Raw genomic sequence first — 25,327 nt, 5'->3', positions numbered from 1 at the left:
GCCGGGATGCGTCTTCACGGAACCAAGTCCACTCGAGTACCCAAAGTGCGAGTGAGCAAGACCCAACGAATGTCCTCCCCTCGCCTTTCGGGTTAGTGGTTCTTTGCTGCCGGTTATCCTGGCAGCACATCAGGAGTTTCCTATGTCTTCAATAACACGCAAAGAAGCCGCACAACTGGCACTGGATTGTATGGATTTGACCAGCCTGACTGGCACAGAATGCGACCAAGATATCATCCAGCTTTGCCAGCAGGCCAGCTCAGCATTAGGCAATGTGGCTGCGGTTTGTATTTACCCTCAACATATCGCACTGGCCAGACAACACTTGGCCACAGGGGTCCGCATCGCCACTGTCACGAATTTTCCGCACGGTAGCGACAACATAGTCAAAGCAGTTGAAGAAACTCGCACAGCTGTTGCACTTGGTGCCGATGAGATCGATGTGGTCTTTCCTTACACAGCTCTGATGGCTGGTAACGCTGACATCGGCCATCAGCTTATCGAGCAGTGCAAGCAGGCTTGTGGTACACACGTGCAACTCAAAGTCATTATTGAGTCCGGTATGCTGCCAACGTCACACTTGATTGAACAAGCATCGCGCATCGCAATCAATGCCGGGGCTGACTTTATTAAAACCAGTACCGGCAAAGTTGCCGTAAATGCCACCTTAGAGGCTGCGCAGGTGATGCTCAATGCCATCAAGAATAGTGGCAAAGAAGTAGGCTTTAAAGCCGCTGGGGGCGTACGCACAGTTTCCGATGCTCAAGCTTATCTGATTCAAGCCAGGCAAATTATGGGCCCGGACTGGGTGAACAAGCAGCACTTCCGATTTGGCGCTTCTGGCTTGCTCAATGATGTACGCTCAACCCTGACAGGTGCGCCCTGCGAAGACAAGGGAGGTTACTGATGATGCACACTAACCCGCATGGTACGGTTCACATTAATGCGCCTGACGATGCATTTGCTGACACAGTATTGCTGCCGGGCGATCCTCTGCGCGCCAGATTCATTGCAGAGCACTTTCTGGATGATGTTAAAGTCGTCAACACCGTGCGTAATATGCTTGGTTACACGGGCTTTTTTCAGGGTCGCAAACTCTCGGTGATGGGCACAGGCATGGGGATCCCCAGCTGCTCCATTTATGCCAAAGAGTTAATCACCGAATACAAGGTGAAAAACCTGATCCGCGTAGGCAGCTGCGGGGCCGTTTCCAGGCACGTGCAACTGCGCGACATTATTATTGCCATGGGTGCCTGTACCGACTCAAAGGTGAACCGAATGCGCTTTAAGGATCATGACTTTGCAGCCATTGCCGACTTCGGCCTGCTCAACGCCTGTGTCCACAGCGCCTCAGCACTGACGCTAAAAGTACAGGTTGGCAATGTTTTTTCATCCGACCTGTTTTATACGCCACAGCCAGACATGTTTGAGCTGATGGATAACATGGGGATCCTGGGCGTAGAAATGGAAGCGGCCGGATTATATGGTGTCGCCGCGCAATATGGTGCCAGGGCACTGACCATTTTAACGGTTGCAGACCACATTACCCTGGATACACACCTGAGCAGTGACGCCAGGCAATCTTCCTTCGAAGAGATGATCCAACTGGCACTTCTGACAGCAAAAGAAATATAATCACAGTCCATTACCTGGTGTGCCAGCAGGCACACCCTAATAGCCTGTTCGTTGCCATAACTTTTTGCCAAACACGAAACAATTCAACGGCTGTTTCCTTCACTAAAGATAATACCCAAATCTGCGACCCAGACACCATCCATTGCGAACTGCTACTGGCGCTGTTACCATCCCCGAGAAAGGAACATACACAACCACAATTTGGGAGTATTACTATAAGAACACTTTTACCCATTGCCGCTTTACTCTTCTCTGGCTCAGCACTTGCTAGTTTCGAAATGAGCGGCAAAATCATCAAACTTTTTGCCAGTGAAACGGGTAGTATTGCCGTAAGACTAGACAAAAATTACAATGACTCTGCTAAACAGGCGTGCCCTGGGTTTAATGGTTGGGCAGGTAATGTATCGGCAGATCCAATTCTTAAGTCCACCTTGCTTGCAGCACATGCATCAAAAACGAAAGTCACACTGTCGATATCGGGATGCACAGCGGGCGGAGCCTGGGTAAAAGTTGCCGCCGTGTATTCTGACTAATCAGTTACGATACACTTCATGAAGCCTGCTAACGCAAGCTTCTTTGACCAAAAACAGCGAGTCACGGCGTGTCTGATAGCCAAATCATGATACTTTTTTACCCCGACCTGTTTTATACTCTCCTCCCTGAGCCGGGACTTTATCGCTGATATCTAAAATGCACCACGCTAGCATAAAGCCTAAGAGCCCGTTTTTTCTTTAATTACACACTTTTAAAATTATGACCAAAACCCGACAGATCATTTATGCGGTTGTACTCAACCGGGGATTTTTACTGTTTCCACTGGTGCTGATCAGCCTGCTGGTTGGTAGTATCACCGCAGAAGACATACGCTATCTGCTGGGCCATATGGATCAGCATGGCTATCAGAAAGTCATTGAAAACGAGTCGACCATTACCATTTTGCTGATTGGCTTTGGTGCTATCATGGATGGCCGGAAAATTTTTTCAAAACGCATGCTGGAAAGTAAAAACGACCCAACGCTTGAGCAACACAGTGCGCTGAATGCGACCTCTGAATACTATGGTTTTATGCTGATTGTGATAGGCATTGCCATCGAGATTGTTGATCAAATCACAAGGTATTTGAGCACATTCAATATTGATATTATGGCATTTGAAGCCATTTTTAGCCTGGTATTTAATGTGGTTGCACTCATTGTGATGCTCAAAGCAGCCTACAGAATAGCGGCTATTGACATAGAAGCACATCAGCTTTAAGCCTAATCCCAACGCGCTTCTTGCACCCCCTGTAATACAAAGTAATATACTTGCGGCATTCGAGCATGTAGGATAAAGATTGATGTAAGTATCTAATATCAAAGCGCTAGGGATTGTTTTATGTCAACAGAATCATTTACGGGCGAACTCATGCCCTTTGCCGGTAATTTTGTCGTAAGAGAGTATCTGGCATGTGACGGCCAGCTAATCAGCATAGGGCAGTTTACGGCCCTTTACTCATTAATGAGTACCTTTTATGGTGGTGACGGCCGGGTCTCCTTTGCCATGCCAGATCTGCGCGGCCGCAGCCTTGTTGGCCACGGAAAGGCACCCGACTTAATGTATGACTATCAAATCGGTATGATCGGTGGCATTGAAGAAAAAACACTCACTGAATATCACTTACCGACACACAATCACACCGCATCGGCTCAGGCACCGACCCTCAATAGCGGGGCGACGTCATCCATGTCTGTTGCGAACAATAATGCAAACACACCAGCCCCCAATATCAGCGCTTTCCTCGGCAAACCACAGGATCAAAGCTTCTTTGTGCCAAGTGCATTTGAGGCTGTTCAACCGGTTAAGGTCAAAGGAATGAATGTAGACGTTCAGTCTTCGGCCTGGGCCAACGTTGAGTTGCATGATACAGGTCAGAACGAGTCTGTTGATATCCGCAATCCGGTTCAGGCTGTAAACTGGCTCATTTGTGCAGACAACATCTATCCGCCACGCCCCTGATCAGAACTAAGCTCAATCAACAGCGTTTATCGGCTCGCATCCGTTAAAACTTGCCAATGACGTTGTTGGTATGTGCTGTAATACAAAGTAATATACTTCTGAAAAAGGATGAGGTATGGTTGATTTTGACTATAACGTTTTTAACAACAATGATTTAGGGAGAGCGTGTTATGGCTGCCGACGCATTTATCGGTGAAATGATGCCGTTTACAGGTAACTTTGCAGTACGCCAATTCGCAGAGTGTGGTGGGCAACTCATTTCAATCTCACAATACTCAGCAACGTATGCCATCCTGGGTACCTTCTATGGTGGCGATGGTAGAAGCACCTTTGCGATGCCAGACCTGCGTGGCAGAAGCCCTGTCAGTAAAGGACAAGCACCGGGCTTATCCTACTATCCGTTAGGTAGCAAAGGCGGCAGCGAATCAGTCCAACTGACAACCGCACAGCTCCCCGCACACTCTCATACAGCAACCGCCACTGTTGGTGTATCCAGTGCCGCCACGGCCACCCTATCTGTGGCCTCCAACAATGCCAATAACCCAGCACCAACTGCAGCTGCTTACCTTGGTAGACCGCAGGATTCGAGCTTCTTTGTGCCCAGTGCATTTGAAGCAGAGCAACTGGTAGAGATCCAGGGACCAGAAGTGCAGGTACAATCGGTCGTAGACAACGCAACAGTCACGGTAAACAACACAGGTTTAGGACAGGAAGTTAGCTTGCTAAGCCCGTTTACCACGGTTAACTGGCAAATGTGCTTGAATGGACTGTTTCCATCCCGCGCATAATGGCTAATTAGACCACTTCGCATCGGGAGGCGATCCTCCTGATGTGAATTATTAAGGTTATAAAGCGATATCGTATTGCCTTGACAGAGAGCCAGGTGGTGACTTCATTGTCGGCAACAGGCAGTGCATTGGATTTCATCTGCTGGTGCCTCCCATACTCCTTCGGGCACAACCATTCATTGCATCCATCTGATGTACTTATTATCGCAATTTAAACAACATTACAGAGAGGTAGAATCATGCAAGTTGAAGCATACCAGGGTGATATGATGCCGTATGGCGGTGACTTTACTGTAGAAGGTTACGCACCATGCGATGGTAGCCTTATGTCAGTCAACCAGAATCAGGCACTGTTTACTATATTAGGCAACAAATACGGTGGAGATGGGCGCAGCACATTTGCAACTCCGGATTTGCGTGGCAGAAGCCCGATACGATTTGGACAAGGACCCGGGTTATCGGAATACAAGCTGGGGCAAATAGGAGGCATAGAGCAAGCCCTGCTCTCTTATATGAACATGCCTAGTCACACACATGTTGCCGAAGCTGATACCAAGCTTCACTTAGCAGCGAACTATGGCAACACTTTTGAACCTATTAAAGAGGACCCAAGTTATTTTGCGCCCTCAAATCTCGATAGTGACGAACAGTTTTTTGTTCCTTCTGGTTTTGAGAGTCCAGAACTTTTGACGGCCAGTAAAAGTGTCGAAACACAGATACAACTTAAAAATGCCGGTGGAAGTCAACCATTTAGTGTTCTCAGCCCCTATTTAGCTATTGGCTGGCAGATCTGTATTCTGGGTGCCTACCCTAGGCGCGCTTAATCAATACTAACCGGGTGCAATGCACCCGGATTGGCCTGTCACTCTTCTTACTCGACGTTCCCAATCACCTTCAACAAACTCATCGATTCGCAGACCCTCTCTGTTGCTTCACGCTCACACGACAATGACTCCAACCGCGCAACAAAAACCATACTAAAGAATGGCAAAAAAAAATATAGCAACCATTAATTCGTAATCCTGTACAATATTCATCGCACATTAATCCAACTCTACTCTTACACAGGAAAAAACATGAAAAAACGAGTGTTACCTGCCATGCTCGCCACATTATGCTGGCACGCATCGGGAACTGAACTGGTACAGGATGGCCAGTTCGAGCAACAAACACTGGCTGAAGCACAGTTAAGCCACACCTCTGATGTCTGGACATTTTCCGATAGTCAGGCGGGGATCATTAACCTCTCCGCAACTCATTATGCCGATCATCAGGCCGTAAATAACGTCGCCTTCATTGGTCAGGGTGCATCCCTGAGCCAGGCCCTGCCTGTGCCATTGAGTTTAACCAACAACTACATGATCCAGGCTAAATTGGGCGTGCGCGCCAGTGTTAACCCGGCCAACTTTAGAGTTGGCTTTCGCATTGCAGAGCACTTTGTTGATGTCACTCCTGACCTCACGTTAGTCGAAGGGGCATTTGTCCAGCTCAATGTGACCTTTGAGCCGACCGAGGCGCATCGTGCGCTTGCTGAGTTAACAGATACGATGGCACTGGAAATACACAATACCAGCATTGATGCCAATACTATTGATGTAGACGCCGTCTCCGTAGTTAGCCTGGCTAAACCACTGGATGATGACGGCGATGGCATGACCAATGACTGGGAAATTCGCTATGGACTCAATCCGGCAGATGCAAGTGATGCCGGTGCAGATGTAGATCAGGATAGCGCCAGTAACTTAGCTGAGTTTCTGGCCAATACTGACCCCACTGATCCCAACAGTTACCCGGCATTATTTGAGCCACTGGCGCAGGCCAACCTGGAAATACCCGGCGCCCTGAGATTAACGCCCAATGCCAGTGCACCAGTCCCTTGCAACCCAGAGCACACAGGCTCGATATACTACAGCAGTGTAGATAAGCAAATTTTTAGCTGTGATGGCGCACTCTGGCGCGAGTTACAAGGTGAACAGGGTTTACAGGGTGAGCAAGGGCTTCAGGGGCCACAAGGTGAACAAGGTTTGCAAGGGCCACAAGGTGAGCGTGGACAACAAGGAGAACCAGGCATACAGGGGCCACAAGGTGAACAAGGCCTGCAAGGACCCAAAGGAGATCAGGGTCTGCCTGGCACCACACACTGGCGTGATGGTGCAACAACCGTATCAACCACCGTTTCAGTCGGTGTGGGCACCCAGTCACCCAGTGCAGCGCTGGAAGTCATTGGTAATGCCATCGCCAACGATCCTATCGCACCAAACCATCTGGTTACCAAACGGTATGTCGACAATGCCAGTCAGTCTCTGGAAGCCAAATACGCCCGGTTACTCGACATGGTCAACGTCCTCAATCAGGAAGTGTATCCCAGTGATGGGATCAGCTGTGAAAGCATTACTCTCAGTGACCCAACTGCAACATCCAACTTATATCTGATTGATGCGGACGGCCCCGGTGGTGCACCTGCTATCCAGTACTTCTGTCACTTTGAAGACTTGACACTCTCCCGCCCGGTTGTCACCGATGGTGATACCACTGGCGCCAATAATAACATTGCCCTGGTCTACACGAATTCACTCTCACCGGGTAATTACACCGCCAGTGGCACCGTTAACCAGTTCAGTCCGGCTGGTGCATTTGACGGCCACCTGTATTACACGGATCCAAATCCGAAAATTAACCCTCAGGCAGGTGAACTGCTGACGCACGGGATCTGGCTTGGCCCAACCAACAGCAACGAGTGGTTGCAGGTTTCTTTTGCCAGAAAAGCCGTGATCACCGGGTTCAGCACTCAGGTGTCGATGAAGCACGCAGAGTTTTCGCCCCGGACACCCAAAGAGGTGATTTTTCAGGTATCAGACGATGGCATCACGTTCACCGATCATGAAACCATTACGATGGAAAAAGGAACCAGTCAGGTTAAGCTCTCTAAAGCGGCGTTGGGGAGCAGCTTCCGGTTACTGGTGCTGAGCACCCATGGTTCTGGCGACTATACTCAAATCGATGAAATGGAATATTACGGCTTTTTTATCGACGAATTTGCCGATAACAGCCCGCAGGCACAGGGTAAAACCTGCCATGATATTCAACAAACCAACCCGACCAGCCAGTCAGGCTACTACACCATAGACCCGGATGGCGCGGGCAGTGTTGCCCCGTTTGTGGCGTATTGTGATATGGAAACCCTGGGCGGTGGCTGGACACTGTTTGCCAACCATGCCGATGGTATTGAGCGAAAGCTGATCCGTGAGCCTGTCAGAGTCGATCAATATGGTGTGGTTGAGTCTTCAAGATGGCAGGCACTGCGCGCTGCGATGACGGAAGGACTGATGTTTGTTGATGAGCATAGCAAAGTATCGATGATTTCGGCGTTCAATGTCACCAACCCAACTGGCGTAGGATGTCAGGGACTACTGGACGACACCGCGGCAGACTTAACGGCAACTTTCGACAACACCCCTCATATAGAGGGTCTGAATATTTTCAGATCTGAGCCCACCGGCGTGCCCTGTAGTTATGTCGATAGCGGCACTTTCACCATGGCGCAGCTTGCCGATAATACTGGATACTATCAATGGGATATTGCCGGTGCGGCTATTTTTAATGGCAATCCGGAGCGACAATTTACCATCTGGCCGTACTCAACACTGTATTCTCACACAGAACAAGATGTGCTGAAGTACTATATTAAATAACACACAACAGGTGCTGTTTAATAAACACATTAGACAGCACCGTTAACCTCTTAACTAATCTTCAGAACCATGCAGGAAAACACACAACGTAATAACGGCTGGTCAAACCCAGTCGCCTTCCAAACCTTTGTCATCAATTGAATGATGCAATGCACTCAGCCACTTGATTGCCCTCATCACCCTGTACATCCGCCACCATGGCTGCATAGAATACATCGGGTCTGCCGATAGATAAGTACTTAACTGTTTGTCGCCGCATCAGAGAAGCCTGATGAATCATTTCATAACCTGAAAAAAGTTGCACATTATTATTTTTTTCATTGCAATCTGAGTTACAAATTACCCATTGCAGGAAATAGCAATAGGCGTCCGGGCTGGTGTCTTTTAGATCATACGTAAAATAGCATCAACCCCACCCGGCTTTACCTTTAAAACAATAATCAAAGGAACTAACAATATGGAATTTTTTTCCCGCTACATCACTGGTGATGACCTCAGGAAGTTGAGAAAAAATAAAGGTGTGACAACACAAGCAATGGCGACTCAGCTTGGCGTGTGTCGTAAAACATATGAAAATTGGGAGCGCGATGTGGGTCAACCAAAACTCAACCAATTTTTTGCCATGGTCACTTTCTGCTCTGTCGATGTTTCAGATTTTCTGACTAAGATACGTCAGCACGGCCAGGCCTGATATTCTGCCCTCAGAGCACTCCGCGCGAGTAGCTCTGAGGACTTTTAATTGTACTCATCCTCTCATTAAGCCTGTGCCAGCGGCTCTGGTAACTCATTCAACCAGCGCACTTCCCTGATCCAACTTGTCATGGTAGGAAAGCCCTTATCCGGACAGGTCATATCCCAGGCCGTCAGCAGCGGATCGCCAAATATTCCACCCTTTTCGAAGTTTTCTTTCAGTGCCTGATTCATTCCCTGATAACTGTTTTCCGGAAACACCAGATCTATGTGCAGCCCAAGGTGCCAAATCGCGGCGACGGACCAGGCAGTTGCGGCCATTTCTTCGCCTTCCATCGCTTGTTTTTCGCGCCCATTTTTAAGCCCGTTTTTATAAACGTCTTCATGCAGCTGAGGCCTAAAAATCGGTTCACATACCGCAATGTGTCCTGCTTCATGTAATATGTCTCCGGGACAAACCAGCTTATCTATGTCTATGTGGAGCACGCCATGCACAATTTGCAGGCCCGGCAGGAACATCTTACCTTCCACGGGGCAAAGCGCATGGGGCAAGTTAATATCGCTCAGAAAGTTACAAATGATTTGAGTATCTTGATCCATGATCGGCTCCTTGCACTGAGTCCGGAATGATCCAGTTCAGTCTTTTATCGATATTTGCGAGTCTAGCGTTTTTCACACTGCTTAGATATTACATAAGCTTACTGCATGAGTGCCCATTACGCCGCCATTGAGGGTCACATTTTTAGATAAAAATCACGACACAGATCAATAAACGTTGCGCTGTATGCGCCATCCTGCGTTCTCACACACAAGGCTTCCTGAACCAGACCAGTCTGTGCTCGTTGCCATTCCAGCATCAGCCTGCTAACGGGCTTGCCAGGCGTCATCGTGACATCACAGCGACGAGCAAGGTACAAGCCATGCTGCTGTGCCAGTGCGATAAACGCAAGTCCTTCCTTAGCCGGTAAAATGACCGCAAGCCGACCTTGTGCGTGACTGTGCAGCTTAAACGCCTCAATCAAGTGCAAAAAACTCAGACTGTCAGTATGGCGGGCGGTATTTCGGGCAACATTCGGCCCTTTTAAGCTGTGATTAAAATACGGTGGATTGCTGATCACCAAATCATAGGGCTGATCTGCAGTAAATGTCTGAATGGGAGTCTGGTGCACCCGAATACCCTGCCAGGGGCTGGCATGGACGTTGTCTCGGGCATCCAGACAGGCCTGCGCATCAATCTCAACCGCATCGATCATCAGTGATGGAGCGCGCTGCTTGCACATCAGGCTCAGTAACCCGGTACCAGCACCGATGTCCAGCATGCGTTGTGTGCCCGTCACGCAAACCCAGGCGCCGAATAACACCCCATCGGTCGATACCTTCATTGCACTACGCGATTGTGCCACCGTAAATTGCTTAAATGCAAAGCCTGCCATTTTGCTCCTTTGAGAAACCCGGATTGCCAAGTATAATTCCGCTATTGTCCTTTATTTGTGATGCACTATGCAATTTACTGAATTCGATCTCGACGGCACGCTACTGACTGCCATAAAAAAAATGGGCTTTGAGCAGGCCACCAGCATTCAACAGCTGGCCATTCCGGAGGCTCTGATGGGCCGTGATATACTGGCGTCTGCGCCAACGGGCACAGGTAAAACAGCAGCCTTCCTGATCCCGGCAATTCAGTATTTGATGGATTTTCCGCGTCGCGATCCCGGCTTTGCCCGTGTACTTATCATGACGCCCACCCGTGAGCTAGCCTATCAGGTGTTTGAGCAATGCGAAGCACTGGCAGCAGGCACGCACCTGAAAATCGGTGTGGTAACCGGTGGTATTAACTATGGTAGTCACAAAGAAATCTTCGAAAAGAACAACGACATTCTGATAGCCACACCAGGCCGACTGATGGAATATCTTGAGACCGAAAACTTCCATGCCGACAATGTTGAGCTGCTGATCCTCGATGAAGCCGACCGCATGCTAGACCTGGGCTTTAAAAAAGAAATGCTTAAGATCTGCAACGAAGCAAAGAACCGCCGTCAGTGTTTCCTGTTTTCTGCCACGCTGGAAGGTGACAGCGTCGAGCTGTTTGCCGAGCGTATCTTAAAAGATCCGGCACTACTTGAGGCCGAGTCATCACGTAAAGAAAAGGGCAAAATCCACCAGTGGATCCACCTGGCAGATGACTATCAGCACAAGCTGGCCATTCTCGCTAACCTGCTACAAAGCGAAGAAGTGACCAAGGCCATCGTGTTTGTGAAGACCCGTGAGCGTTTGGAAAAATTGGTTGGCGAGCTGTATACCCAGGACATTAAGACCACCTGGTTGCGCGGAGAAATGCCCCAGGACAAGCGCATGGCCGCCATGGCCAGCTTCCACAGTGGTCGCACCCGCATCCTGATCGCCACCGATGTGGCGGCGCGTGGTATCGACGTCGCGGATATCAGCCATGTGATTAACTTTGATATGCCGCGTACTGCCGACATTTATGTACACCGTATTGGCCGTACCGGTCGTGCCGGTAAAAAAGGCACCGCCATATCACTGGTTGAAGCCCATGATGCCGAGATCCTGGGTAAAGTTGAGCGCTACACGGAGCAAAAGTTGAAACGCCGTGTGGTTGAAGGGCTGGAGCCGAAACACAAAGAAGCCAAGTTACCGAAAAAGAAAAAAGATCCGGTCAAAATCAAAGCGAAGAAAAAAGCCGCTAAGGCCAAAACAAAAAAGAAAAAGTAACCCATAAGCGAAAGGGCGTCTGAGACGTCCTTTTTCTTTTTGCTCAGACCATCACCCTTTATATTCAGGCCCCTTTTCTCACATGGAGCAAGCAGTTACACTTGCGTATAAACATGCTCTATCGCAGGAAGCCCAATGCTCACACCCGACCAAGTTACCGCCCTGGAAGTCTACCTGGCCCATTTGCGTCTTAATATCGATCCCACATTAGCGCAGAAATACCCGACCTTTGCAGGTAAACCCTACCCACTGGGACGGTGCAAAGAAGTCCGTAATGCCATTCATGATGCACTCAAATTGGCTCTGGCCAAACCGCAGGTCGACGTGGCACTACAACCGCTTAAAGCGCTGCTGGACAGTGGCCTGACGCTCGAACCGGTATGGGGATCTTTGCGCGATGAATACTTTCAGAATGCGCTGGTGGTTGGGCCCTGGTACATAGATGCAGCCAATGATACCGTCAATCCCAATAAACCGCGGGCGGAGATCCGCTTACTCGCAGAATCTGGGTTTGGTGCCATCACCAGCTTTGAGCAGTTCGTTAAAATCGCTCGCAGCTACTGGGAGGTCGATATATATCGCAATGATATTTTCCCGGCTCTGGCCCCTTTTATCCCTTTAGTATGTGTGAACAAAGCCGGTGTTAGCTGGTTTGCCGCCGCCAACGACGATATGATACTTGTTGCTCAGGACAGTGCCTTTGAGCTGGTAGAGCAAGTGCTGCCCTCTTTGCCCTCCCCTCCTGACGAATTAACTGAGAAATGGCACCGCGCCGCACTTCGCGTTGATATGCCCAGCCCGTTATTGAAAGCACAAACACGGGATGCAGTGGCCATGTGCCGGCACTATCGCAACGAAGGTAAACATCAGGACATCGGCTTTCGCGATGAAGTGGTGCTTGCTTATCTCAGTCTGCCGGTAAACGTGTGAGTAGCGAAGCTCCTCTGGACAATAAAACGGTCGCAATCAGAGCGACCAAAATCACCGACATGCACCACACATTTAGCGCCAGCCACACAACCTCAGCCAGCCGCTGAACGTGTTAGTGGGGCAGCTCCTCTGGACAATAAAACAGTCGCAATCAGCGCAACTAACACCACTGGCATACTCCACACATTTAACGCCTGCCAGCCTGCGGTGGCTTCCAAAAACCCAGCGCTGAGTGACGATGCCACCACCATGCTGAAGACCAAAAACTCGTTGCAGGCTTGTGTTTTGGCACGCTCCTGCGGCGCATAAGTCTGACTCACCAGTTGTGTGGCGCTGATAAACATAAAATTCCAGCCCACACCAAGCGCAAATAAAGCCAACAAAAAGTGCCAGTGCGTCAACCCCAGCAGGTTAATCCCGGCGCAGATCAGATACAGCACACAGCCGGCAAGGATCATGACTCGCGCGCCAAAGCGCTCAATGAGCTTGCCGGTAAAGAAAGACGGCAAAAACATCCCCAGTACATGCCATTCAATGACCAGCGCAGAGTCTGCGAGATCAAATCCATGACGATGCATGGCCAATGGCGTCGCAGTCATCAAAAAGTTCATGACGGAATAACTGATCATGGCCACCAGCACCGCCAGCTGAAACTGCTTCTGTGTCATAATTTCTTTCAATGTCCGGGCCGGTGCCTGGGAGGAGTGTGTGTCGACCTCAGTAAAGCGCACGCCCTGCAACAATAGCAAAGCCAGAATGTACAACCCACTGAGTGCCACAAAGGAATTGGCATAATTCAATGCCGGATACACCTCGTTCACCCAGACGGCCAGGTTCGGCCCTAAAACCGCTGCGACAACACCACTGGCCATGATGATCGAAATGGCCGTGGCGGGCTTATCACTGGCTTCTATGGCCGCAAATCGATACAAGGTGGCAAAGCCGATCCCTATCCCTATTAAAGTGGTCGCCACACAAAAAAGTGCAAAGTCGCTTTCTCTGAGCGCCCAGACCCCCAGCAAAGTACCACTAATACCAATCAGATTGCCTAATGAGAACCCCAGTTTGCGTCCGGTTTTCGCCATAATCAGCGACGCCGGAATGGTCGCCATTAATAGCCCAGCCATCTGCATTGCCACCGGCAAAGTGGTCAGCGCCGCCGACGGGCTCAACAACTGACCCACCAATGCGGAAATGGTCACAAGCAGGATGTTCCCTGTTGTGATCAGGCCCTGACAACAGGCCAGCAGCAAGACATTTTTATTCAATGAGACATACTCCAAAGATGAGAGACACGGTGTTTATACACCAAAGCAGAGGGGATCACTCCCACTCAGGCGAGTTTGTTCTGGGTTCAGCAGGCTTACTCAAACGACATTGATTCGCCTGCTCATAACAGCGTTGGATACACTGCGTTTGCAGTGGATCTGCGCTGATATAATCTTCCTGGCAATGTTGTAAGCAGGCGCGTTCATTGTGCTCACACTCTACCTGCACACCGCCAACACGCGTATTGAGCTGGCCCTGACACCCTGCCACCACCCCTATTGCAGCAAGCATACCTAAGCCTCTGATTATCCTTATCCTGCTCATCGTCTCAGACTCCGAACTAGTTTTGCTCTGCGCGCAAAAATACCGGCTCACTGGCTTTTTGCGTTGCTTCTTCGCTGTAGTAATAGCCTGCAACATCAAACGCCTTCAGTGCCTCCGGTGATTCCACCTGATTGTCCAGAATATACCGAGCCATCATGCCGCGGGCTTTTTTGGCATAGAAACTAATGACCTTGAACTGACCATTTTTGCAGTCTTTGAACACAGGCGAAATAATCTCAGCTTTGAGTGCCTTTTTATCTACCGCTTTGAAATATTCATTGGATGCCAGATTAATCAGTACCTGACTATCGGCCGCTTCCAGCGCTTCATTAAGCTTATCGGCAATGATCCTGCCCCAGAATTCATAGAGGTTTTTACCGCGCGGATTATCCAGCTTAGTGCCCATTTCCAGACGATACGCCTGCATCAGGTCCAATGGCTTCAGTACCCCATAAAGGCCAGACAGAATACGCAAATGTTGCTGCGCATAATCCAATGTGGCGTCGTCCATACTCGATGCATCCAGACCAGTGTACACATCACCATTAAAGGCCAGCACAGCCTGTTTAGCATTATCAGAGGTGAAAGGTTGTGACCACTCGGCGAAGCGCGCGGCATTGAGGCCCGCCAGCTTGTCACTGATCTTCATTAAGGTGCCAATCTGTTGCGGCGACAAGTCACGACACACGCTAATCAATTCTTCACTGTGCGTGAGCAACTCGGGCTGGGTAAAACGCGCGGTGTGCGCCGGGGTATCATAATCGAGATTTTTTGCCGGGGAAACGAGAGTGATCATGGCCTGCCTATTGACTTAACTATTGATAAATGTCAATTTCAACACTATCCCCCGGTGAGCGCAAGCGCAATATTTTTCGGGGGCTCGACACTGCTTGCCCAGTTGCTGGCAGACCAGCCTGTTTGCAGTTCGTCACGCAGACCCCCGACTGACGAAGTGCGCCCCCGCATCACGCATTCGGACTTTCTCGTGGCACGACCTCGCAGATAAGGACATATGACCTATTCACACAGGTCACGGTAATGCAACATAGGGACAGTAGACTTTTTGACACGCTGCAATGAATTGGAATGAGGACAGCATGACTTCAGCATTAGATAGGCTAAAACAGCATTCATCTATCGTCGCCGACACCGGAGATATCGAGGCAATCCGTAAACACCAACCGGAAGATGCCACCACTAACCCGTCTCTGCTATTAAAAGCAGCCGAGATGCCTGCTTATCAGGATTACCTGAAAGCAGCCTGGAACTACGCTAAGAGCCAGCATGACGATGCGGCACAACAACTGGAACTGGCTTGTGATTACTTTGCCGTTCTGCTTGGTAAAGAGATTGCTAACATTGTACCGGGTTATATCTCAACCGAAGTCGATGCACGCTTATCGTTCGATACCGAAGCGACCATTGCTAAAGCGCAGCAGTTACTGGCGCTGTATGAGCAACTGGGTGTCAGCAAAGACAAAATTTTAATCAAAATCGCGTCTACCTGGGAAGGCATTAAAGCCGCAGAAGCTCTGGAAAAGCAAGGCGTTAAATGTAACCTGACTTTGCTATTCAGCCAGGCTCAGGCACGCGCATGTGCTGACGCAAATGTATTCCTGATCTCACCCTTTGTAGGTCGGATCCTTGACTGGCACGTGGCCAATGGTCTGGAAAAGCCGACTGATCCACTGCAAGACCCGGGTGTACAGTCAGTACGCAGCATTTACGAATTCTACAAACGCCACGGTTATAACACCGTTGTAATGGGTGCCAGCTTCCGTAACACAGGCGAAATCGTAGCCCTGACAGGGTGTGACAAACTGACTATCAGCCCTGCTTTGCTAGAGGAACTGGGTGAATTGCCAGCCACTGAAGCGTACCTGCTAGACAACAACTACGAAGTTGTGGCTAAACCTGCTCCGCTGAGCGAAAGCGAATTCCGCTGGTTACACAACCAGGATGCCATGGCCACCGAAAAGCTGGCTGAAGGTATTCGTGCATTTGCAGCTGCCCAGGAAACGCTGGAAACTCGCTTTAAGGCGCTGTAAGCAGACACTGCACTAAGCATATTGATTAAAAAACGCCACCTGATGTGGCGTTTTTTTGTGCCCTGAAATTGATGACCCAATGCATCCACCTCCCCGCTCGCAGCACTCTGTTCTTCTGGCCTCGGCAAAACTTGAAGCAAATTTGAGCTTCATCAAACTGTCACCTGCTTTTAACCTAACGGACACATTTTTATTTTACTTTTCTCCTGTCTGTGGTATACCAGCATTACTTGAAGTGTGTTTTTCATTCAAATTGAGTAATGCGTAAACACAAATCTTTGAGGTTAGTACATCAATAGGAGAAATTCATGGATAGCCTAGACGATTTTATTTCAACACTAGAAAGTCCTGCACCAAAGAAAAGAACCTCATCTAAAGGCAAAAAAAGAAAGTGGCGCGAAATTGAAGCGCTGAAGGACAAACAACGCCTGCGTAAGGAATTGGAAGAACTGGACATATTCGCAGACAGCATCGATCTGGACGAGCTTGACTTTATTTAACTGAAAAGGCGCATTGAGCGCCTTTTTTGTTTTTTAAATCTAAACTCAGACTTGCCAGTTGATGGGCGTTTTGTCCATGCTTTGCAATAGCGTGTTGGTTTGCGAAAAGTGCTGACAACCGAAAAAGCCGCGGTGTGCTGAAAGCGGAGAAGGGTGTGGTGCGTGCAATACGTGATGACGTTGTGTGTCGATCGCTTTGCCCTTCTTTTGTGCATGTGCACCCCAAAGCAGGAAGATCACGCCCTCAGTGCGCTGATTGAGCTGCTCTATAACGGCATCGGTAAAGCGTTCCCAACCGAGGTGTTTGTGGGAGTGTGCTTGTCCCTGCTCGACTGTTAACACAGTATTGAGTAGCAGTACGCCTTGCTCAGCCCAGGGTAGCAGATAGCCATGATTGGGGATCTGGAAACCCGCGATGTCCTGTGCCAATTCTTTATACATGTTGGCCAATGACGGGGGCACCTTAACACCTGGCAGTACAGAGAAGCACAACCCGTGTGCCTGGTTTGGTCCATGGTAGGGATCCTGTCCCAGGATCACAACCTTGACCTGATCGAACGGCGTGGCCTTGAATGCCTCAAACACCAAATCCTCAGGAGGATAGACGGTAACGTCCTGCGCCCGACGCTCGGCGACATAGTTCAGGGTGTCCTGAAAATACGTTTGTTGTTTTTCGTGCCCGAGCACGTCATTCCAGGTTGTCATATTTATTTCCCGGCTAGTTTAAGTTGCTGATAGTAAGTTCGCGAAGCATCCAGTTTATCACATAACTGAGTTAACCCTTCAAGCACACGGGTCGTATAACGGTGTAGCAGATCCGCATTCACCTCAATGTATTGTTCATGTTTGGCTGCCGGGATTTCTGGCCACTTATGCCAGTCTATGGTGGGCTGGACTTGTTTAGATTTTTCCTGCGGGATCACTATTACCTGCGGGTGTTTCAGGAGCACATTTTCGATACTGATCTGCGGATAGGATGTCGTTGCATCGGCAAACACATTACTGGCCCCACACACCTCAAGCGTCTGATGGATCCAGGTGGTGCCATTGACCGTCATCATCGGAGCTGGCCATAGCTGATAAAACACGGACAAAGGCGCTGCAGAACGATACTCCTTGTGCAGTTCAGCCATACCTTGCTCAAACTGCCGGGCTACTTGCTCAGCCTTCTCTTCCAGCCCGGTTAACTGGCCCAGCCAGCGCAGAGAATGCGGGATCTGTTGCAAGGCTTTGGTTTCGCTGTACACCACATTCACACCTAGCTGCTCAAGCTTATCCAGCTCTGTTTGTTGATTGCCACCCTGCCAGGCAATCACCAGATCGGGCGACAAGGCCAGTAACTTTTCCAGCGCAATACCATGATAACCCCCAATACGGGGAATTTGGTTGGCCTCAGCTGGGAAGTCCGCATACTCGACGGTCCCAACAATCCGCTCGCCAGCCCCTATAGCATATAAGTTCTCGACAATATGCGGTGCCAGAGCCACGATCCGTTTAGCCGGCTGTTCAGAAGCCTGAGCTGCACAGACCTGACTTGCAGTCAGACAAACCAGCATACCCAGCCAGATATTCAGGACTGCTTTCATCAGAAATCGAACCCTTTTTGTGCTTTGATCCCCGCTTCAAACGCGTGTTTCACGTTACGTACTTCACTGACCGTATCGGCCAACTCTGTCAGACGACGATGTGCCCCACGACCCGTAATGATCACCGACTGCATCGCTGGGCGATTTTCCAACACCGTAATCACTTCATCCAGATCAAGATAGTCGTAGCTGACCATATAAGTGAGTTCATCCAGTAGGACCAGATCGATACTGTCATCCTGCAACCACTGCTTTGCCTGTTGCCAGGTGGCCTGCGCCGCCTGGGTATCTGTCTCGCGGTTTTGTGTCTCCCAGGTGAAGCCCGTTTTCATCACAGCAAACGGCACACCCGCACGTTCCAGCAAATTACGCTCACCGCATTCCCACATGCCTTTAATAAACTGTACTACAGCGGCATTCATGCCATGGCCCACACACCGTGCAACCGTGCCAAAGCCTGAGGTAGACTTGCCTTTGCCATTGCCAGTGATCACCTGCAAGATGCCTTTTTCTTCCTGTGCCTGCTCGATTTTGGCATCGACCTGCTCTTTCACTTTTTGCTGTCTTGCCTTATGTTTATCCTGATTGTGTTCGCTCATGCTGTCCTCTGTTCACTGATTGCCAGAATTTTATCTATGTCTAAATGGGTTTCGCACATATCTGCCAGCCGTTCCAGTTGCTGCTCACGGTGTTCTGCCAGGTTGAATCCACTGCCACTGTAGCGGCCATCGCTGGCCCAGCTCAACACACTGGTCAGTCCCTCGGGACTATCAAACAGTCCGTGCAGATAGGTGCCAGCCAGCTGGTTATCCTCACTGATAAAACCATCAACTTGCCACCCTGATGGGTGCGCGTCAAACTGTAAAAAAGGTCGCGCTAAGGCCGCCCCCTGAGTGATCCCACAATGGATCTCATAACCGCTCAAATGGGTCTGCTGACCGTTCAACAAACAGCTTGCCTGCACCTGAGTCAGGGTTTTATTTGTTGTCAGTTGGGTCTCAAAATCTGCCATCGCCAGGCCTGGGATACTACCCTGTGTTGACTCAACCTGCTGAGGGTCACAAATGGTATTCCCCAACATCTGATATCCTCCACAGATCCCCAGTACTTTGCCGCCGTAACGTAGATGGCGTCGCAACTCACTGTCCCACCCTTCTGCGCGTAAAAAAGCCAGGTCATTAAGCACATTCTTACTGCCCGGGATGATCACTAAGTCGGCTGCACCTATGGTTTCGGTGTGGCGCACATAACGCAGATCAACTTTGGGATCTAACCGCAAAGTATCAAAATCGGTGTGATTGCTAATATGTGGCAGCAGCAATACGGCCACTTTAATTTCGGGGTTATTCATGCGATTTGCTATCGTCACGGCATCTTCCGCATCCAATGCCAGGTCGTGCAAGTAAGGTAAGACACCCAGCACAGGTTTGCCGGTATGCTGCTCCAGCCAGTCCAGCCCGCTCTGTAACAACGCGATATCACCCCGAAACCGGTTGATCACGAAGCCTTTCACTAAAGATTGCTCGTAGTCGCTCAGCAGCGCCAGGGTCCCAACCAGGTGAGCAAACACACCGCCTTTGTCGATGTCGGCAATGATGATCACCGGGCAATCAACCTCACAGGCAAACCCCATGTTAGCAATGTCGTTCTCTCGCAGATTAATTTCCGCCGGGCTGCCCGCCCCTTCGACCACGCAAAGGTTATACTGTTCACTGAGCCTGTAATGTGAGGTCAGTACCGCCTGCATCGCGACTTTTTTGTAGTCATGATACCCTGCGGCTTCCATATTACTGAGCGCACGGCCATGCACAATGACCTGGGCACCCGTATCTGAATTCGGCTTGAGTAAAATCGGGTTTAGATCTGTGCTCAAGGGTACTTTTGCAGCCATGGCCTGTAATGCCTGGGCACGGCCTATTTCTCCGCCATCTGGAGTAACCGCACTATTGAGCGCCATATTCTGCGGTTTGAACGGTACGACCTCGATACCACGGCGCTGCAATGCCCGACACAAGCCCGCTACTAACGTGCTTTTTCCGGCATCTGACGTTGTGCCCTGCACCATTAACGTGTTCATACTCAATTGTCTCCTTTTAGCGTCAGTGGCAAACCCGCCATCACAAAATCGACTCTGTCTGCTAAAGCGGCGATGTCCTGGTGCAACCAGCCGGATTCGTCAACAAAGCGGCGACTGAGTTCACCAAGCGGCACTATGCCGTGGCCCACCTCATTACTGATCAGGATCACCCGAGCACGAGTGGCACGCAGAGCACTCAGCAGCGCCGCGCGCTTGTGTTGAAATGCTGAGTCGGAGTAGTCACATAATGCCGTGGTTAACCACAAGGTGAGACAATCAATCACCACACAATCATCGGACGCAAGGCTGGCTAACACTTGATCCAGCGCCCAGGCCTCTTCTATAAGCTGCCAGTATGCCGGGCGCGATGCCTGATGATGGGCGATCCGCGAAACCATCTCCTCATCCCCGGGTCGTGCAGTCGCGAGATAAATTAACCGGGCCACTTTACCGTCGCTGAGCCAGCGCTCGGCTCTTTGCTCACCTAACCGACTCTTTCCAGAGCGCGCACCACCCAGAATAAATTCGACCCGACCCGTCATAACCAGACCACCAGACAAAATAAATACACCGTGACTTCCGCCAGTTGCTGTGCCGCCCCCAGACAGTCTCCCGTATAACCGCCGAGCTGGCGTTTAAACCAGTAAGCGCAGCCTGTACGGCATAACCACAGTGCAACAACCAGCGCAACGCTCTGCCATAGGGTAAACAGTCCGGCAAACCAGCTCACTATTAATAAAACTAAGCCACAGCTATAAAGTAACTGCTTACTTTTTGTAGAAAGAAACTGGGCAACAGGCTTAACTTTACTTTGCGCATCTGCCTGAACATAGTCCAGTTTACCAATGATACTGGTGGCCATAACCCGGCTCAGACCATGGCCAAGCAGGATAGCTGCACATACATAAGCAAGTTGCTCACTTAAGGAGAGTAATGCCTGAAACTTGGTAAGCAGTAGCAGAACCAATGCCGCCGCACCATAGGTGCCTAGTCGGCTGTCTTTCATAATGGTGAGCTTATCGGCCACACTCCAGCCACCGCCAAAGCCATCCCAGACATCCGCAAAGCCATCCTCATGAAATGCACCCGTTATGATCAGCCCGGCGCTCAGCGTTATTATTACCGCAATGCCAGCTGGCAACATAAAGGCTAACACACCATAGAGAAAGGCTAACAGGGCACCCAAGAGCACACCAACCCAGGCAAAGTAGCCGCTGGCCTGGTTGATATCCTGCTCGCTGACCTCGCCCGACACTTTAACGGGAATACGGGTCAGAAAGATCACCGCCAGCTTGAATTGCCTTAGCTCACTCATGGGTGTCTACCACCTGAGTGACAGCCGCCGACTCAAAGCTGGCCATCTGATAGTAAAATGCCAGCGCACTTTGGCACAGGGGCAATGCCATCGCCGCACCGGATCCCTCACCCAGGCGCATGTTCAGATCCAACAATGGCTCGGCATTTAGCTCATTCAGCATGCGCCGGTGTCCCTGCTCACCTGAGCAATGGGCAAACACCATATAATCCTGACTGGCAGGTTCAATGCGACACGCCAGCATAGCCGCGGCTGTTGCAATAAAGCCGTCAACCAGAATGACCTTTTGTGCACGGGCAATTTCCAGCATAGCACCAACCATTTGACAGATCTCAAACCCGCCCAGGCGACGCAACACCTCTCGTGGATCATGAAGGGCGTCACCATGTAACAGCAGAGCCTGATCAATCAGTTGTTGTTTTTTCTCCACCACTTCTGCACTAACGCCGGTGCCACGCCCAACCGTTTCAGCGCCAGTCAACCCACTCAGAGCCGAGAAAATGGCCGCAGCGGCCGTGGTGTTGCCGATCCCCATTTCGCCCAGCGCAAATGCGTTTGACCCCGAGTCCAGTGCCGCCTGTACAGCTTCCTGACCGTACAATAAGCCTTGATCAAGCTGTGCTTTGCTCAGAGCGGGCTCAATATGTAATGGCCGGGTAATCTGGCCAAGGCGCTGTGATACAACACCCAACTCCGGAGCTGGCGGTATCAAAATACCACAGTCAATCACACTCAGTTGCCAGCCAAGCTGAGTACACAAGACATTAATGGCTGCGCCACCCGTGGCAAAATTGGCTACCATCTGACCGGTCACCTCGCTGGGTGCAATGGAAACACCTTCGGCAGCAATGCCATGATCGCCGGCAAATATCAACATCTGCGGCCGCACGATGGCGGGTTTTTCGGCTTCAAGTTGGGCGCGACTCATGCCCTGACTCAAAATGCTCACTAGCTGATGTGCCAATGTCTCAAGCTTACCCAGCGCGCCCTGAGGTTTGGTCTTCATATCTATGGTGTGCTGAATATAAGCGTCATGCTGGCGATTGAGTGGTGGGATCATAAAGTCTCCTGTTAGGTCAGATGCTGGCAGCGCGCTTTTTGGCGATTAGCAGCGATAAGAAAAACACACTGCCGATGGCGGAGGTGATCACCCCAATCGGAAGCTCCTGATTGTCTATCAGGGTACGGGCCAGCACATCAACCCACAGCATCATGAGCCCACCTGATAAAGCGGTTGCCAACATACCCAGTGTACGAACCTGCGAAATAAAAAAGCGCACAATATGGGGGATCATCAAGCCAACAAACCCAACTCCACCGCAGGCAGCGACAATCACGGCGGTCAGCATAGATGCCAGGAGCAACATGCCCAGTCGTAGCTTGTGTACATTCACACCTAAGGTTACTGCGCTCTCATCACCAACTAACAACGCATTCAGGCTTCGGCGCATCAGTAACATCACTGTACAGCCTATCGACACGACCAGAGCGGGTAACCACAGCCATTGCCAGTCTGCACGGCTGAAACTGCCCAGACTCCAGAATATAATGGCACTTATGGCCTGCGGGTCGCTCCAATAGAGCAGTAAGCTGGTAAAGGCAGAAAATAAAAAGGTCAGCGCGACACCTGACAACAACATGTTCTCGACCAGTGCTGTGCCTTTGTGAAACGCAATGAGCAACAACAGGCTCATGGCCACTGCGCTGCCAGCAAACGCCGCACCGGATAAGGCCAGTGCGCTTTGTACACCAAATAATGCAACCAACAACACCACACCAAATGACGCCCCGGAGGAAATGCCAAATAAATACGGATCGGCGAGCGGGTTGCGGGTCACGGTTTGCAAAATAAGCCCGGCAATGGCCAGCCCGGCCCCCGCAAAAAAAGCCAGCAAGGTACGTGGTAATCGCAGTTCAACCACAATCTTTTGATTCAGCACACTGTTGTCATAACTGCTTAAAGCCTGCCAGACCTCACTCCAGCTAAGTGACACCGCCCCGACAGACAGTGCAGTGAGCATGCTGGCCAAACAGGCACAGAGCAACCCGGGTATAAGCAAGGCCTTCATTGTTGATACCCATAGTGATAACGAATGTGTGGCACACCCGACGCATTGCGATCTGGCCCGGGGACTGTCTCAACGTCAGCACAGACGCCAAAAACATCACTCAGTAAGCCCGGCGTTATCACCTCTAACGGGGTTCCCTGAGCAAGCAAGTGACCTTGCTCCAGTACCAGCAACTCATCGCTGAGTGCCGCTGCAAGATTGAGATCATGAAATGAAGCAATCACGGTCACCCCCATGGCCTTAGCCAGCTCCATGATCTGGATCTGATACTTCACATCCAGATGACTGGTGGGCTCATCCATGATCAGCAGTTCAGGCTGCTGTACCATGGCTCTGGCGATCATCGCCCGTTGCTTTTCGCCGCCCGACAGAGCATCAAATTGCTGTTGTGCTTTGTGGCTCAGGCCGACCCGCTCAAGGGCTTCCAGGATCAGTTGCTTATCCCTTGTATTAACAGCTGAAAACAGCGTTTTATGCGGCGTCACGCCCATGGCAACTACCTCGAACAGCGCCAGGTTGAACTGGCTGGGGATCTCCTGCAATACCACCGCCACCTGGCGCGCATAGGCACGGCGAGGATAATCGGATAAAGGTTTGCCGGCATAGCGTATCTCCCCCTCGCTGGGATGCCAGTAGCGATAAAGGCAACGTAATAAACTGGACTTTCCTGCCCCATTCGGCCCAATCAGACCAATAAACTGGCCACGTTGAATGGCAAAATTAAGTGCTGTCAGAATAGGTTTGTCACCCAATGTCAGATTCAGGTTATGCACGGAGATTTGTGGTGAAGTCATACCGCCTCAAATGCAGGCAGCAGCGCAGAGCCAGCCATTCGCGTTGTCACGACTGACGTTCTGAACTGACTTAAGTGCGCCCGCTTAAGTGTAGGTATTGGCCTTGGTATCTGGCTTCAGACTCTCAGTCTATTACAGTTGCGGGGACAGCTGAGGATTTACACCTCATTCCCAATGACTGCCAATACAATACGATGCTAAATTTAGGCCTTATTATGAAGTCCAGACGTCTAAAACACAACTTTCGGCCAGGCTTGACCGGTCTCATCAAAGAAGACCGAGACTTTAACCATTTTGGCGTATCCGATCTCTGCACGAGACAAGTGACCATCAAACTCAACAGGTAAGCCCAGCCAGATGGCCAGTAATTGCTTAATAACGCCCGCATGAGTGACAATCGCCACAGGCTCACATGAGGGGCTTGCGGTGAACTGCTGCCACCAATCATATAAACGTAGATGGAATGCCGACATGGACTCCCCATTTGGCGGGGTGTGCTGCCAGGGGCTTTGCCAAAAGTCGCCGATGCCAGGTGCGCGTGCTGACTGCCAGAGCACGTCGTAGCGTTCACCATCCCAGTCACCAAATTGCATTTCACTGAGTCGAGGCTCTATCTGCAGTGGCAAACCGGTGGTTTCACAAAACGTACGAGCGACCGCCTGGCATCGCTGCAATGGAGAGGCAATCACCTGTGCAATCCCATCACACGCCTCGAGTTGGGCATGCACTTGTTCATTGCCCGACGCGCTTGCAGACATATCAGTACTTCCGAGCAAACGGCCGGTTTCCCGGGGTTCGCCGTGGCGAATAAAATACAGGGTTCGTTGCATTAAGCTAGGGCACTGTTATTCGGGGTCCGAAACGTAAAAACGCAAGCCAGGG

At 50.5% G+C, this 25,327-nt stretch carries 29 protein-coding genes and 1 riboswitch; of the genes, 13 read left to right on the top strand and 16 right to left on the bottom strand.

What is annotated here, in order from left to right:
• Nucleotides 1-142: 142 nt before the first annotated feature.
• The 8 genes from deoC to MHN31_RS24225 all read left to right on the top strand — a co-directional run bounded on the left by deoC (nt 143) and on the right by MHN31_RS24225 (nt 8,110).
• Complete coding sequence (gene deoC, locus MHN31_RS09735) at nt 143-907, top strand: deoxyribose-phosphate aldolase (RefSeq protein ID WP_239444178.1); 765 nt, start codon at nt 143-145, stop codon at nt 905-907.
• Complete coding sequence (gene deoD / locus MHN31_RS09730; RefSeq protein WP_239444177.1) at nt 907-1,635, top strand: purine-nucleoside phosphorylase; 729 nt, start codon at nt 907-909, stop codon at nt 1,633-1,635. The genes deoC and deoD overlap by 1 nt, the downstream gene beginning before the upstream one ends.
• 278 nt (nt 1,636-1,913) lie before the next feature.
• The gene (locus tag MHN31_RS09725; protein ID WP_239444176.1) at nt 1,914-2,168 is read left to right on the top strand and encodes a hypothetical protein; all 255 of its coding nucleotides are present in this window, start codon (nt 1,914-1,916) and stop codon (nt 2,166-2,168) included.
• Between the two features lie 220 nt (nt 2,169-2,388).
• Nucleotides 2,389-2,889 (top strand): hypothetical protein, encoded by a 501-nt coding sequence (locus tag MHN31_RS09720; RefSeq protein WP_125557943.1) that lies wholly within the window; start codon nt 2,389-2,391, stop codon nt 2,887-2,889.
• Between the two features lie 120 nt (nt 2,890-3,009).
• Nucleotides 3,010-3,630 carry a tail fiber protein gene (locus MHN31_RS09715; RefSeq protein ID WP_239444175.1) on the top strand — a complete coding sequence of 207 codons (621 nt, stop codon included), beginning with the start codon at nt 3,010-3,012 and terminating at the stop codon, nt 3,628-3,630.
• 170 nt (nt 3,631-3,800) lie between these two features.
• Nucleotides 3,801-4,418 (top strand): tail fiber protein, encoded by a 618-nt coding sequence (locus tag MHN31_RS09710; RefSeq protein WP_239444174.1) that lies wholly within the window; start codon nt 3,801-3,803, stop codon nt 4,416-4,418.
• A gap of 239 nt (nt 4,419-4,657) precedes the next feature.
• Entirely contained in the window at nt 4,658-5,242 is a 585-nt protein-coding gene (locus MHN31_RS09705; RefSeq protein WP_239444173.1) for a tail fiber protein, read from the top strand.
• Nucleotides 5,243-5,494: 252 nt separating this feature from the next.
• Nucleotides 5,495-8,110 (top strand): fibrinogen-like YCDxxxxGGGW domain-containing protein, encoded by a 2,616-nt coding sequence (locus MHN31_RS24225; protein ID WP_275446782.1) that lies wholly within the window; start codon nt 5,495-5,497, stop codon nt 8,108-8,110.
• A 133-nt stretch (nt 8,111-8,243) separates the two neighbouring features.
• On the opposite strand, the gene MHN31_RS24220 is transcribed toward MHN31_RS24225, so the two are convergent.
• Complete coding sequence (locus MHN31_RS24220) at nt 8,244-8,369, bottom strand: hypothetical protein (RefSeq protein ID WP_275446781.1); 126 nt, start codon at nt 8,367-8,369, stop codon at nt 8,244-8,246.
• A 198-nt stretch (nt 8,370-8,567) separates the two neighbouring features.
• Between MHN31_RS24220 and MHN31_RS09690 the strand changes: the two genes are divergently transcribed.
• Entirely contained in the window at nt 8,568-8,801 is a 234-nt protein-coding gene (locus MHN31_RS09690; RefSeq protein WP_010382895.1) for a helix-turn-helix transcriptional regulator, read from the top strand.
• 65 nt (nt 8,802-8,866) lie between these two features.
• Here the strand turns inward: MHN31_RS09690 and MHN31_RS09685 are convergent, their stop codons facing one another.
• On the bottom strand, nt 8,867-9,400 hold the full coding sequence (locus MHN31_RS09685) for a hypothetical protein (protein ID WP_239444172.1): 534 nt from the start codon (nt 9,398-9,400) through the stop codon (nt 8,867-8,869).
• 134 nt (nt 9,401-9,534) lie between these two features.
• Nucleotides 9,535-10,233, bottom strand: a complete 699-nt coding sequence (locus tag MHN31_RS09680; protein WP_194866494.1) for a methyltransferase — start codon at nt 10,231-10,233, stop codon at nt 9,535-9,537.
• Between the two features lie 67 nt (nt 10,234-10,300).
• On the opposite strand from MHN31_RS09680, the gene srmB reads away from it, so the two are divergent.
• Both srmB and MHN31_RS09670 read left to right on the top strand, forming a co-directional pair.
• Complete coding sequence (gene srmB / locus MHN31_RS09675) at nt 10,301-11,533, top strand: ATP-dependent RNA helicase SrmB (protein WP_010382902.1); 1,233 nt, start codon at nt 10,301-10,303, stop codon at nt 11,531-11,533.
• Between the two features lie 135 nt (nt 11,534-11,668).
• The gene (locus MHN31_RS09670; RefSeq protein WP_239444171.1) at nt 11,669-12,463 is read left to right on the top strand and encodes a hypothetical protein; all 795 of its coding nucleotides are present in this window, start codon (nt 11,669-11,671) and stop codon (nt 12,461-12,463) included.
• Nucleotides 12,464-12,555: 92 nt separating this feature from the next.
• Here MHN31_RS09670 and MHN31_RS09665 read toward each other — a convergent pair whose 3' ends face one another.
• Genes MHN31_RS09665 through yaaA form a run of 3 tightly spaced genes read right to left on the bottom strand, consistent with a single transcriptional unit; the run spans nt 12,556 to nt 14,852 of the window.
• Nucleotides 12,556-13,731 (bottom strand): MFS transporter, encoded by a 1,176-nt coding sequence (locus tag MHN31_RS09665; protein WP_239444170.1) that lies wholly within the window; start codon nt 13,729-13,731, stop codon nt 12,556-12,558.
• A 55-nt stretch (nt 13,732-13,786) separates the two neighbouring features.
• Complete coding sequence (locus MHN31_RS09660) at nt 13,787-14,023, bottom strand: hypothetical protein (RefSeq protein WP_239444169.1); 237 nt, start codon at nt 14,021-14,023, stop codon at nt 13,787-13,789.
• A gap of 49 nt (nt 14,024-14,072) precedes the next feature.
• Nucleotides 14,073-14,852: a peroxide stress protein YaaA gene (gene yaaA, locus MHN31_RS09655; protein WP_138536289.1), complete on the bottom strand. Its 780-nt coding sequence runs from the start codon at nt 14,850-14,852 to the stop codon at nt 14,073-14,075.
• 301 nt (nt 14,853-15,153) lie between these two features.
• On the opposite strand from yaaA, the gene tal reads away from it, so the two are divergent.
• Both tal and MHN31_RS09645 read left to right on the top strand, forming a co-directional pair.
• Nucleotides 15,154-16,104 (top strand): transaldolase, encoded by a 951-nt coding sequence (gene tal / locus MHN31_RS09650; RefSeq protein WP_239444168.1) that lies wholly within the window; start codon nt 15,154-15,156, stop codon nt 16,102-16,104.
• 308 nt (nt 16,105-16,412) lie between these two features.
• Nucleotides 16,413-16,604 carry a DUF3545 family protein gene (locus MHN31_RS09645; protein ID WP_010382909.1) on the top strand — a complete coding sequence of 64 codons (192 nt, stop codon included), beginning with the start codon at nt 16,413-16,415 and terminating at the stop codon, nt 16,602-16,604.
• Nucleotides 16,605-16,649: 45 nt separating this feature from the next.
• Here MHN31_RS09645 and ung read toward each other — a convergent pair whose 3' ends face one another.
• The 10 genes from ung to MHN31_RS09595 all read right to left on the bottom strand — a co-directional run bounded on the left by ung (nt 16,650) and on the right by MHN31_RS09595 (nt 25,275).
• Nucleotides 16,650-17,309, bottom strand: coding sequence for a uracil-DNA glycosylase (gene ung / locus MHN31_RS09640; protein WP_239444167.1), 660 nt, complete (start codon nt 17,307-17,309; stop codon nt 16,650-16,652).
• A gap of 2 nt (nt 17,310-17,311) precedes the next feature.
• The gene (locus MHN31_RS09635; RefSeq protein WP_239444166.1) at nt 17,312-18,190 is read right to left on the bottom strand and encodes a cobalamin-binding protein; all 879 of its coding nucleotides are present in this window, start codon (nt 18,188-18,190) and stop codon (nt 17,312-17,314) included.
• On the bottom strand, nt 18,190-18,789 hold the full coding sequence (gene cobO / locus MHN31_RS09630; protein WP_239444165.1) for a cob(I)yrinic acid a,c-diamide adenosyltransferase: 600 nt from the start codon (nt 18,787-18,789) through the stop codon (nt 18,190-18,192). Before cobO ends, MHN31_RS09635 begins: the two co-directional genes overlap by 1 nt.
• The gene (locus MHN31_RS09625) at nt 18,786-20,267 is read right to left on the bottom strand and encodes a cobyric acid synthase (RefSeq protein WP_239444164.1); all 1,482 of its coding nucleotides are present in this window, start codon (nt 20,265-20,267) and stop codon (nt 18,786-18,788) included. Before MHN31_RS09625 ends, cobO begins: the two co-directional genes overlap by 4 nt.
• Before the next feature lie 2 nt (nt 20,268-20,269).
• Nucleotides 20,270-20,809 carry a bifunctional adenosylcobinamide kinase/adenosylcobinamide-phosphate guanylyltransferase gene (gene cobU, locus MHN31_RS09620; RefSeq protein ID WP_239444163.1) on the bottom strand — a complete coding sequence of 180 codons (540 nt, stop codon included), beginning with the start codon at nt 20,807-20,809 and terminating at the stop codon, nt 20,270-20,272.
• Nucleotides 20,806-21,582: an adenosylcobinamide-GDP ribazoletransferase gene (locus MHN31_RS09615; RefSeq protein WP_239444162.1), complete on the bottom strand. Its 777-nt coding sequence runs from the start codon at nt 21,580-21,582 to the stop codon at nt 20,806-20,808. The genes cobU and MHN31_RS09615 overlap by 4 nt, the downstream gene beginning before the upstream one ends.
• Nucleotides 21,575-22,642, bottom strand: coding sequence for a nicotinate-nucleotide--dimethylbenzimidazole phosphoribosyltransferase (cobT, locus tag MHN31_RS09610; RefSeq protein WP_239444161.1), 1,068 nt, complete (start codon nt 22,640-22,642; stop codon nt 21,575-21,577). Before cobT ends, MHN31_RS09615 begins: the two co-directional genes overlap by 8 nt.
• Before the next feature lie 16 nt (nt 22,643-22,658).
• Nucleotides 22,659-23,651, bottom strand: a complete 993-nt coding sequence (locus tag MHN31_RS09605; RefSeq protein ID WP_239444160.1) for an iron ABC transporter permease — start codon at nt 23,649-23,651, stop codon at nt 22,659-22,661.
• A complete protein-coding gene (locus MHN31_RS09600; protein ID WP_239444159.1) occupies nt 23,648-24,445 on the bottom strand; it encodes an ABC transporter ATP-binding protein in 798 nt (265 codons plus the stop codon). Before MHN31_RS09600 ends, MHN31_RS09605 begins: the two co-directional genes overlap by 4 nt.
• Before the next feature lie 81 nt (nt 24,446-24,526).
• A riboswitch (cobalamin riboswitch) is annotated at nt 24,527-24,646 on the bottom strand.
• A gap of 29 nt (nt 24,647-24,675) precedes the next feature.
• Nucleotides 24,676-25,275: a histidine phosphatase family protein gene (locus tag MHN31_RS09595; protein ID WP_275446780.1), complete on the bottom strand. Its 600-nt coding sequence runs from the start codon at nt 25,273-25,275 to the stop codon at nt 24,676-24,678.
• Nucleotides 25,276-25,327 lie beyond the last annotated feature (52 nt).

This window comes from Pseudoalteromonas sp. McH1-42, from assembly GCF_022347845.1.
GTDB classification, from domain to species: Bacteria; Pseudomonadota; Gammaproteobacteria; order Enterobacterales; family Alteromonadaceae; genus Pseudoalteromonas; species Pseudoalteromonas rubra_D.
The sequence above is the reverse complement of the archived record's forward strand: the minus strand, read 5'-3'. Positions and strand labels throughout refer to the sequence as shown.

Excerpts from the sequence above, each read along its gene's own strand:
- deoC (WP_239444178.1), top strand. The coding sequence starts at position 143 with ATGTCTTCAATAACACGCAAAGAAGCCGCACAACTGGCACTGGATTGT.
- deoD (WP_239444177.1), top strand. The coding sequence starts at position 907 with ATGATGCACACTAACCCGCATGGTACGGTTCACATTAATGCGCCTGAC.
- MHN31_RS09725 (WP_239444176.1), top strand. The coding sequence starts at position 1,914 with ATGAGCGGCAAAATCATCAAACTTTTTGCCAGTGAAACGGGTAGTATT.
- MHN31_RS09720 (WP_125557943.1), top strand. The coding sequence starts at position 2,389 with ATGACCAAAACCCGACAGATCATTTATGCGGTTGTACTCAACCGGGGA.
- MHN31_RS09715 (WP_239444175.1), top strand. The coding sequence starts at position 3,010 with ATGTCAACAGAATCATTTACGGGCGAACTCATGCCCTTTGCCGGTAAT.
- MHN31_RS09710 (WP_239444174.1), top strand. The coding sequence starts at position 3,801 with ATGGCTGCCGACGCATTTATCGGTGAAATGATGCCGTTTACAGGTAAC.
- MHN31_RS09705 (WP_239444173.1), top strand. The coding sequence starts at position 4,658 with ATGCAAGTTGAAGCATACCAGGGTGATATGATGCCGTATGGCGGTGAC.
- MHN31_RS24225 (WP_275446782.1), top strand. The coding sequence starts at position 5,495 with ATGAAAAAACGAGTGTTACCTGCCATGCTCGCCACATTATGCTGGCAC.
- MHN31_RS24220 (WP_275446781.1), bottom strand. The coding sequence starts at position 8,369 with ATGCGGCGACAAACAGTTAAGTACTTATCTATCGGCAGACCCGATGTA.
- MHN31_RS09690 (WP_010382895.1), top strand. The coding sequence starts at position 8,568 with ATGGAATTTTTTTCCCGCTACATCACTGGTGATGACCTCAGGAAGTTG.
- MHN31_RS09685 (WP_239444172.1), bottom strand. The coding sequence starts at position 9,400 with ATGGATCAAGATACTCAAATCATTTGTAACTTTCTGAGCGATATTAAC.
- MHN31_RS09680 (WP_194866494.1), bottom strand. The coding sequence starts at position 10,233 with ATGGCAGGCTTTGCATTTAAGCAATTTACGGTGGCACAATCGCGTAGT.
- srmB (WP_010382902.1), top strand. The coding sequence starts at position 10,301 with ATGCAATTTACTGAATTCGATCTCGACGGCACGCTACTGACTGCCATA.
- MHN31_RS09670 (WP_239444171.1), top strand. The coding sequence starts at position 11,669 with ATGCTCACACCCGACCAAGTTACCGCCCTGGAAGTCTACCTGGCCCAT.
- MHN31_RS09660 (WP_239444169.1), bottom strand. The coding sequence starts at position 14,023 with ATGCTTGCTGCAATAGGGGTGGTGGCAGGGTGTCAGGGCCAGCTCAAT.
- yaaA (WP_138536289.1), bottom strand. The coding sequence starts at position 14,852 with ATGATCACTCTCGTTTCCCCGGCAAAAAATCTCGATTATGATACCCCG.
- tal (WP_239444168.1), top strand. The coding sequence starts at position 15,154 with ATGACTTCAGCATTAGATAGGCTAAAACAGCATTCATCTATCGTCGCC.
- MHN31_RS09645 (WP_010382909.1), top strand. The coding sequence starts at position 16,413 with ATGGATAGCCTAGACGATTTTATTTCAACACTAGAAAGTCCTGCACCA.
- ung (WP_239444167.1), bottom strand. The coding sequence starts at position 17,309 with ATGACAACCTGGAATGACGTGCTCGGGCACGAAAAACAACAAACGTAT.
- MHN31_RS09635 (WP_239444166.1), bottom strand. The coding sequence starts at position 18,190 with ATGAAAGCAGTCCTGAATATCTGGCTGGGTATGCTGGTTTGTCTGACT.
- cobO (WP_239444165.1), bottom strand. The coding sequence starts at position 18,789 with ATGAGCGAACACAATCAGGATAAACATAAGGCAAGACAGCAAAAAGTG.
- MHN31_RS09625 (WP_239444164.1), bottom strand. The coding sequence starts at position 20,267 with ATGAACACGTTAATGGTGCAGGGCACAACGTCAGATGCCGGAAAAAGC.
- cobU (WP_239444163.1), bottom strand. The coding sequence starts at position 20,809 with ATGACGGGTCGGGTCGAATTTATTCTGGGTGGTGCGCGCTCTGGAAAG.
- MHN31_RS09615 (WP_239444162.1), bottom strand. The coding sequence starts at position 21,582 with ATGAGTGAGCTAAGGCAATTCAAGCTGGCGGTGATCTTTCTGACCCGT.
- cobT (WP_239444161.1), bottom strand. The coding sequence starts at position 22,642 with ATGATCCCACCACTCAATCGCCAGCATGACGCTTATATTCAGCACACC.
- MHN31_RS09605 (WP_239444160.1), bottom strand. The coding sequence starts at position 23,651 with ATGAAGGCCTTGCTTATACCCGGGTTGCTCTGTGCCTGTTTGGCCAGC.
- MHN31_RS09600 (WP_239444159.1), bottom strand. The coding sequence starts at position 24,445 with ATGACTTCACCACAAATCTCCGTGCATAACCTGAATCTGACATTGGGT.
- MHN31_RS09595 (WP_275446780.1), bottom strand. The coding sequence starts at position 25,275 with ATGCAACGAACCCTGTATTTTATTCGCCACGGCGAACCCCGGGAAACC.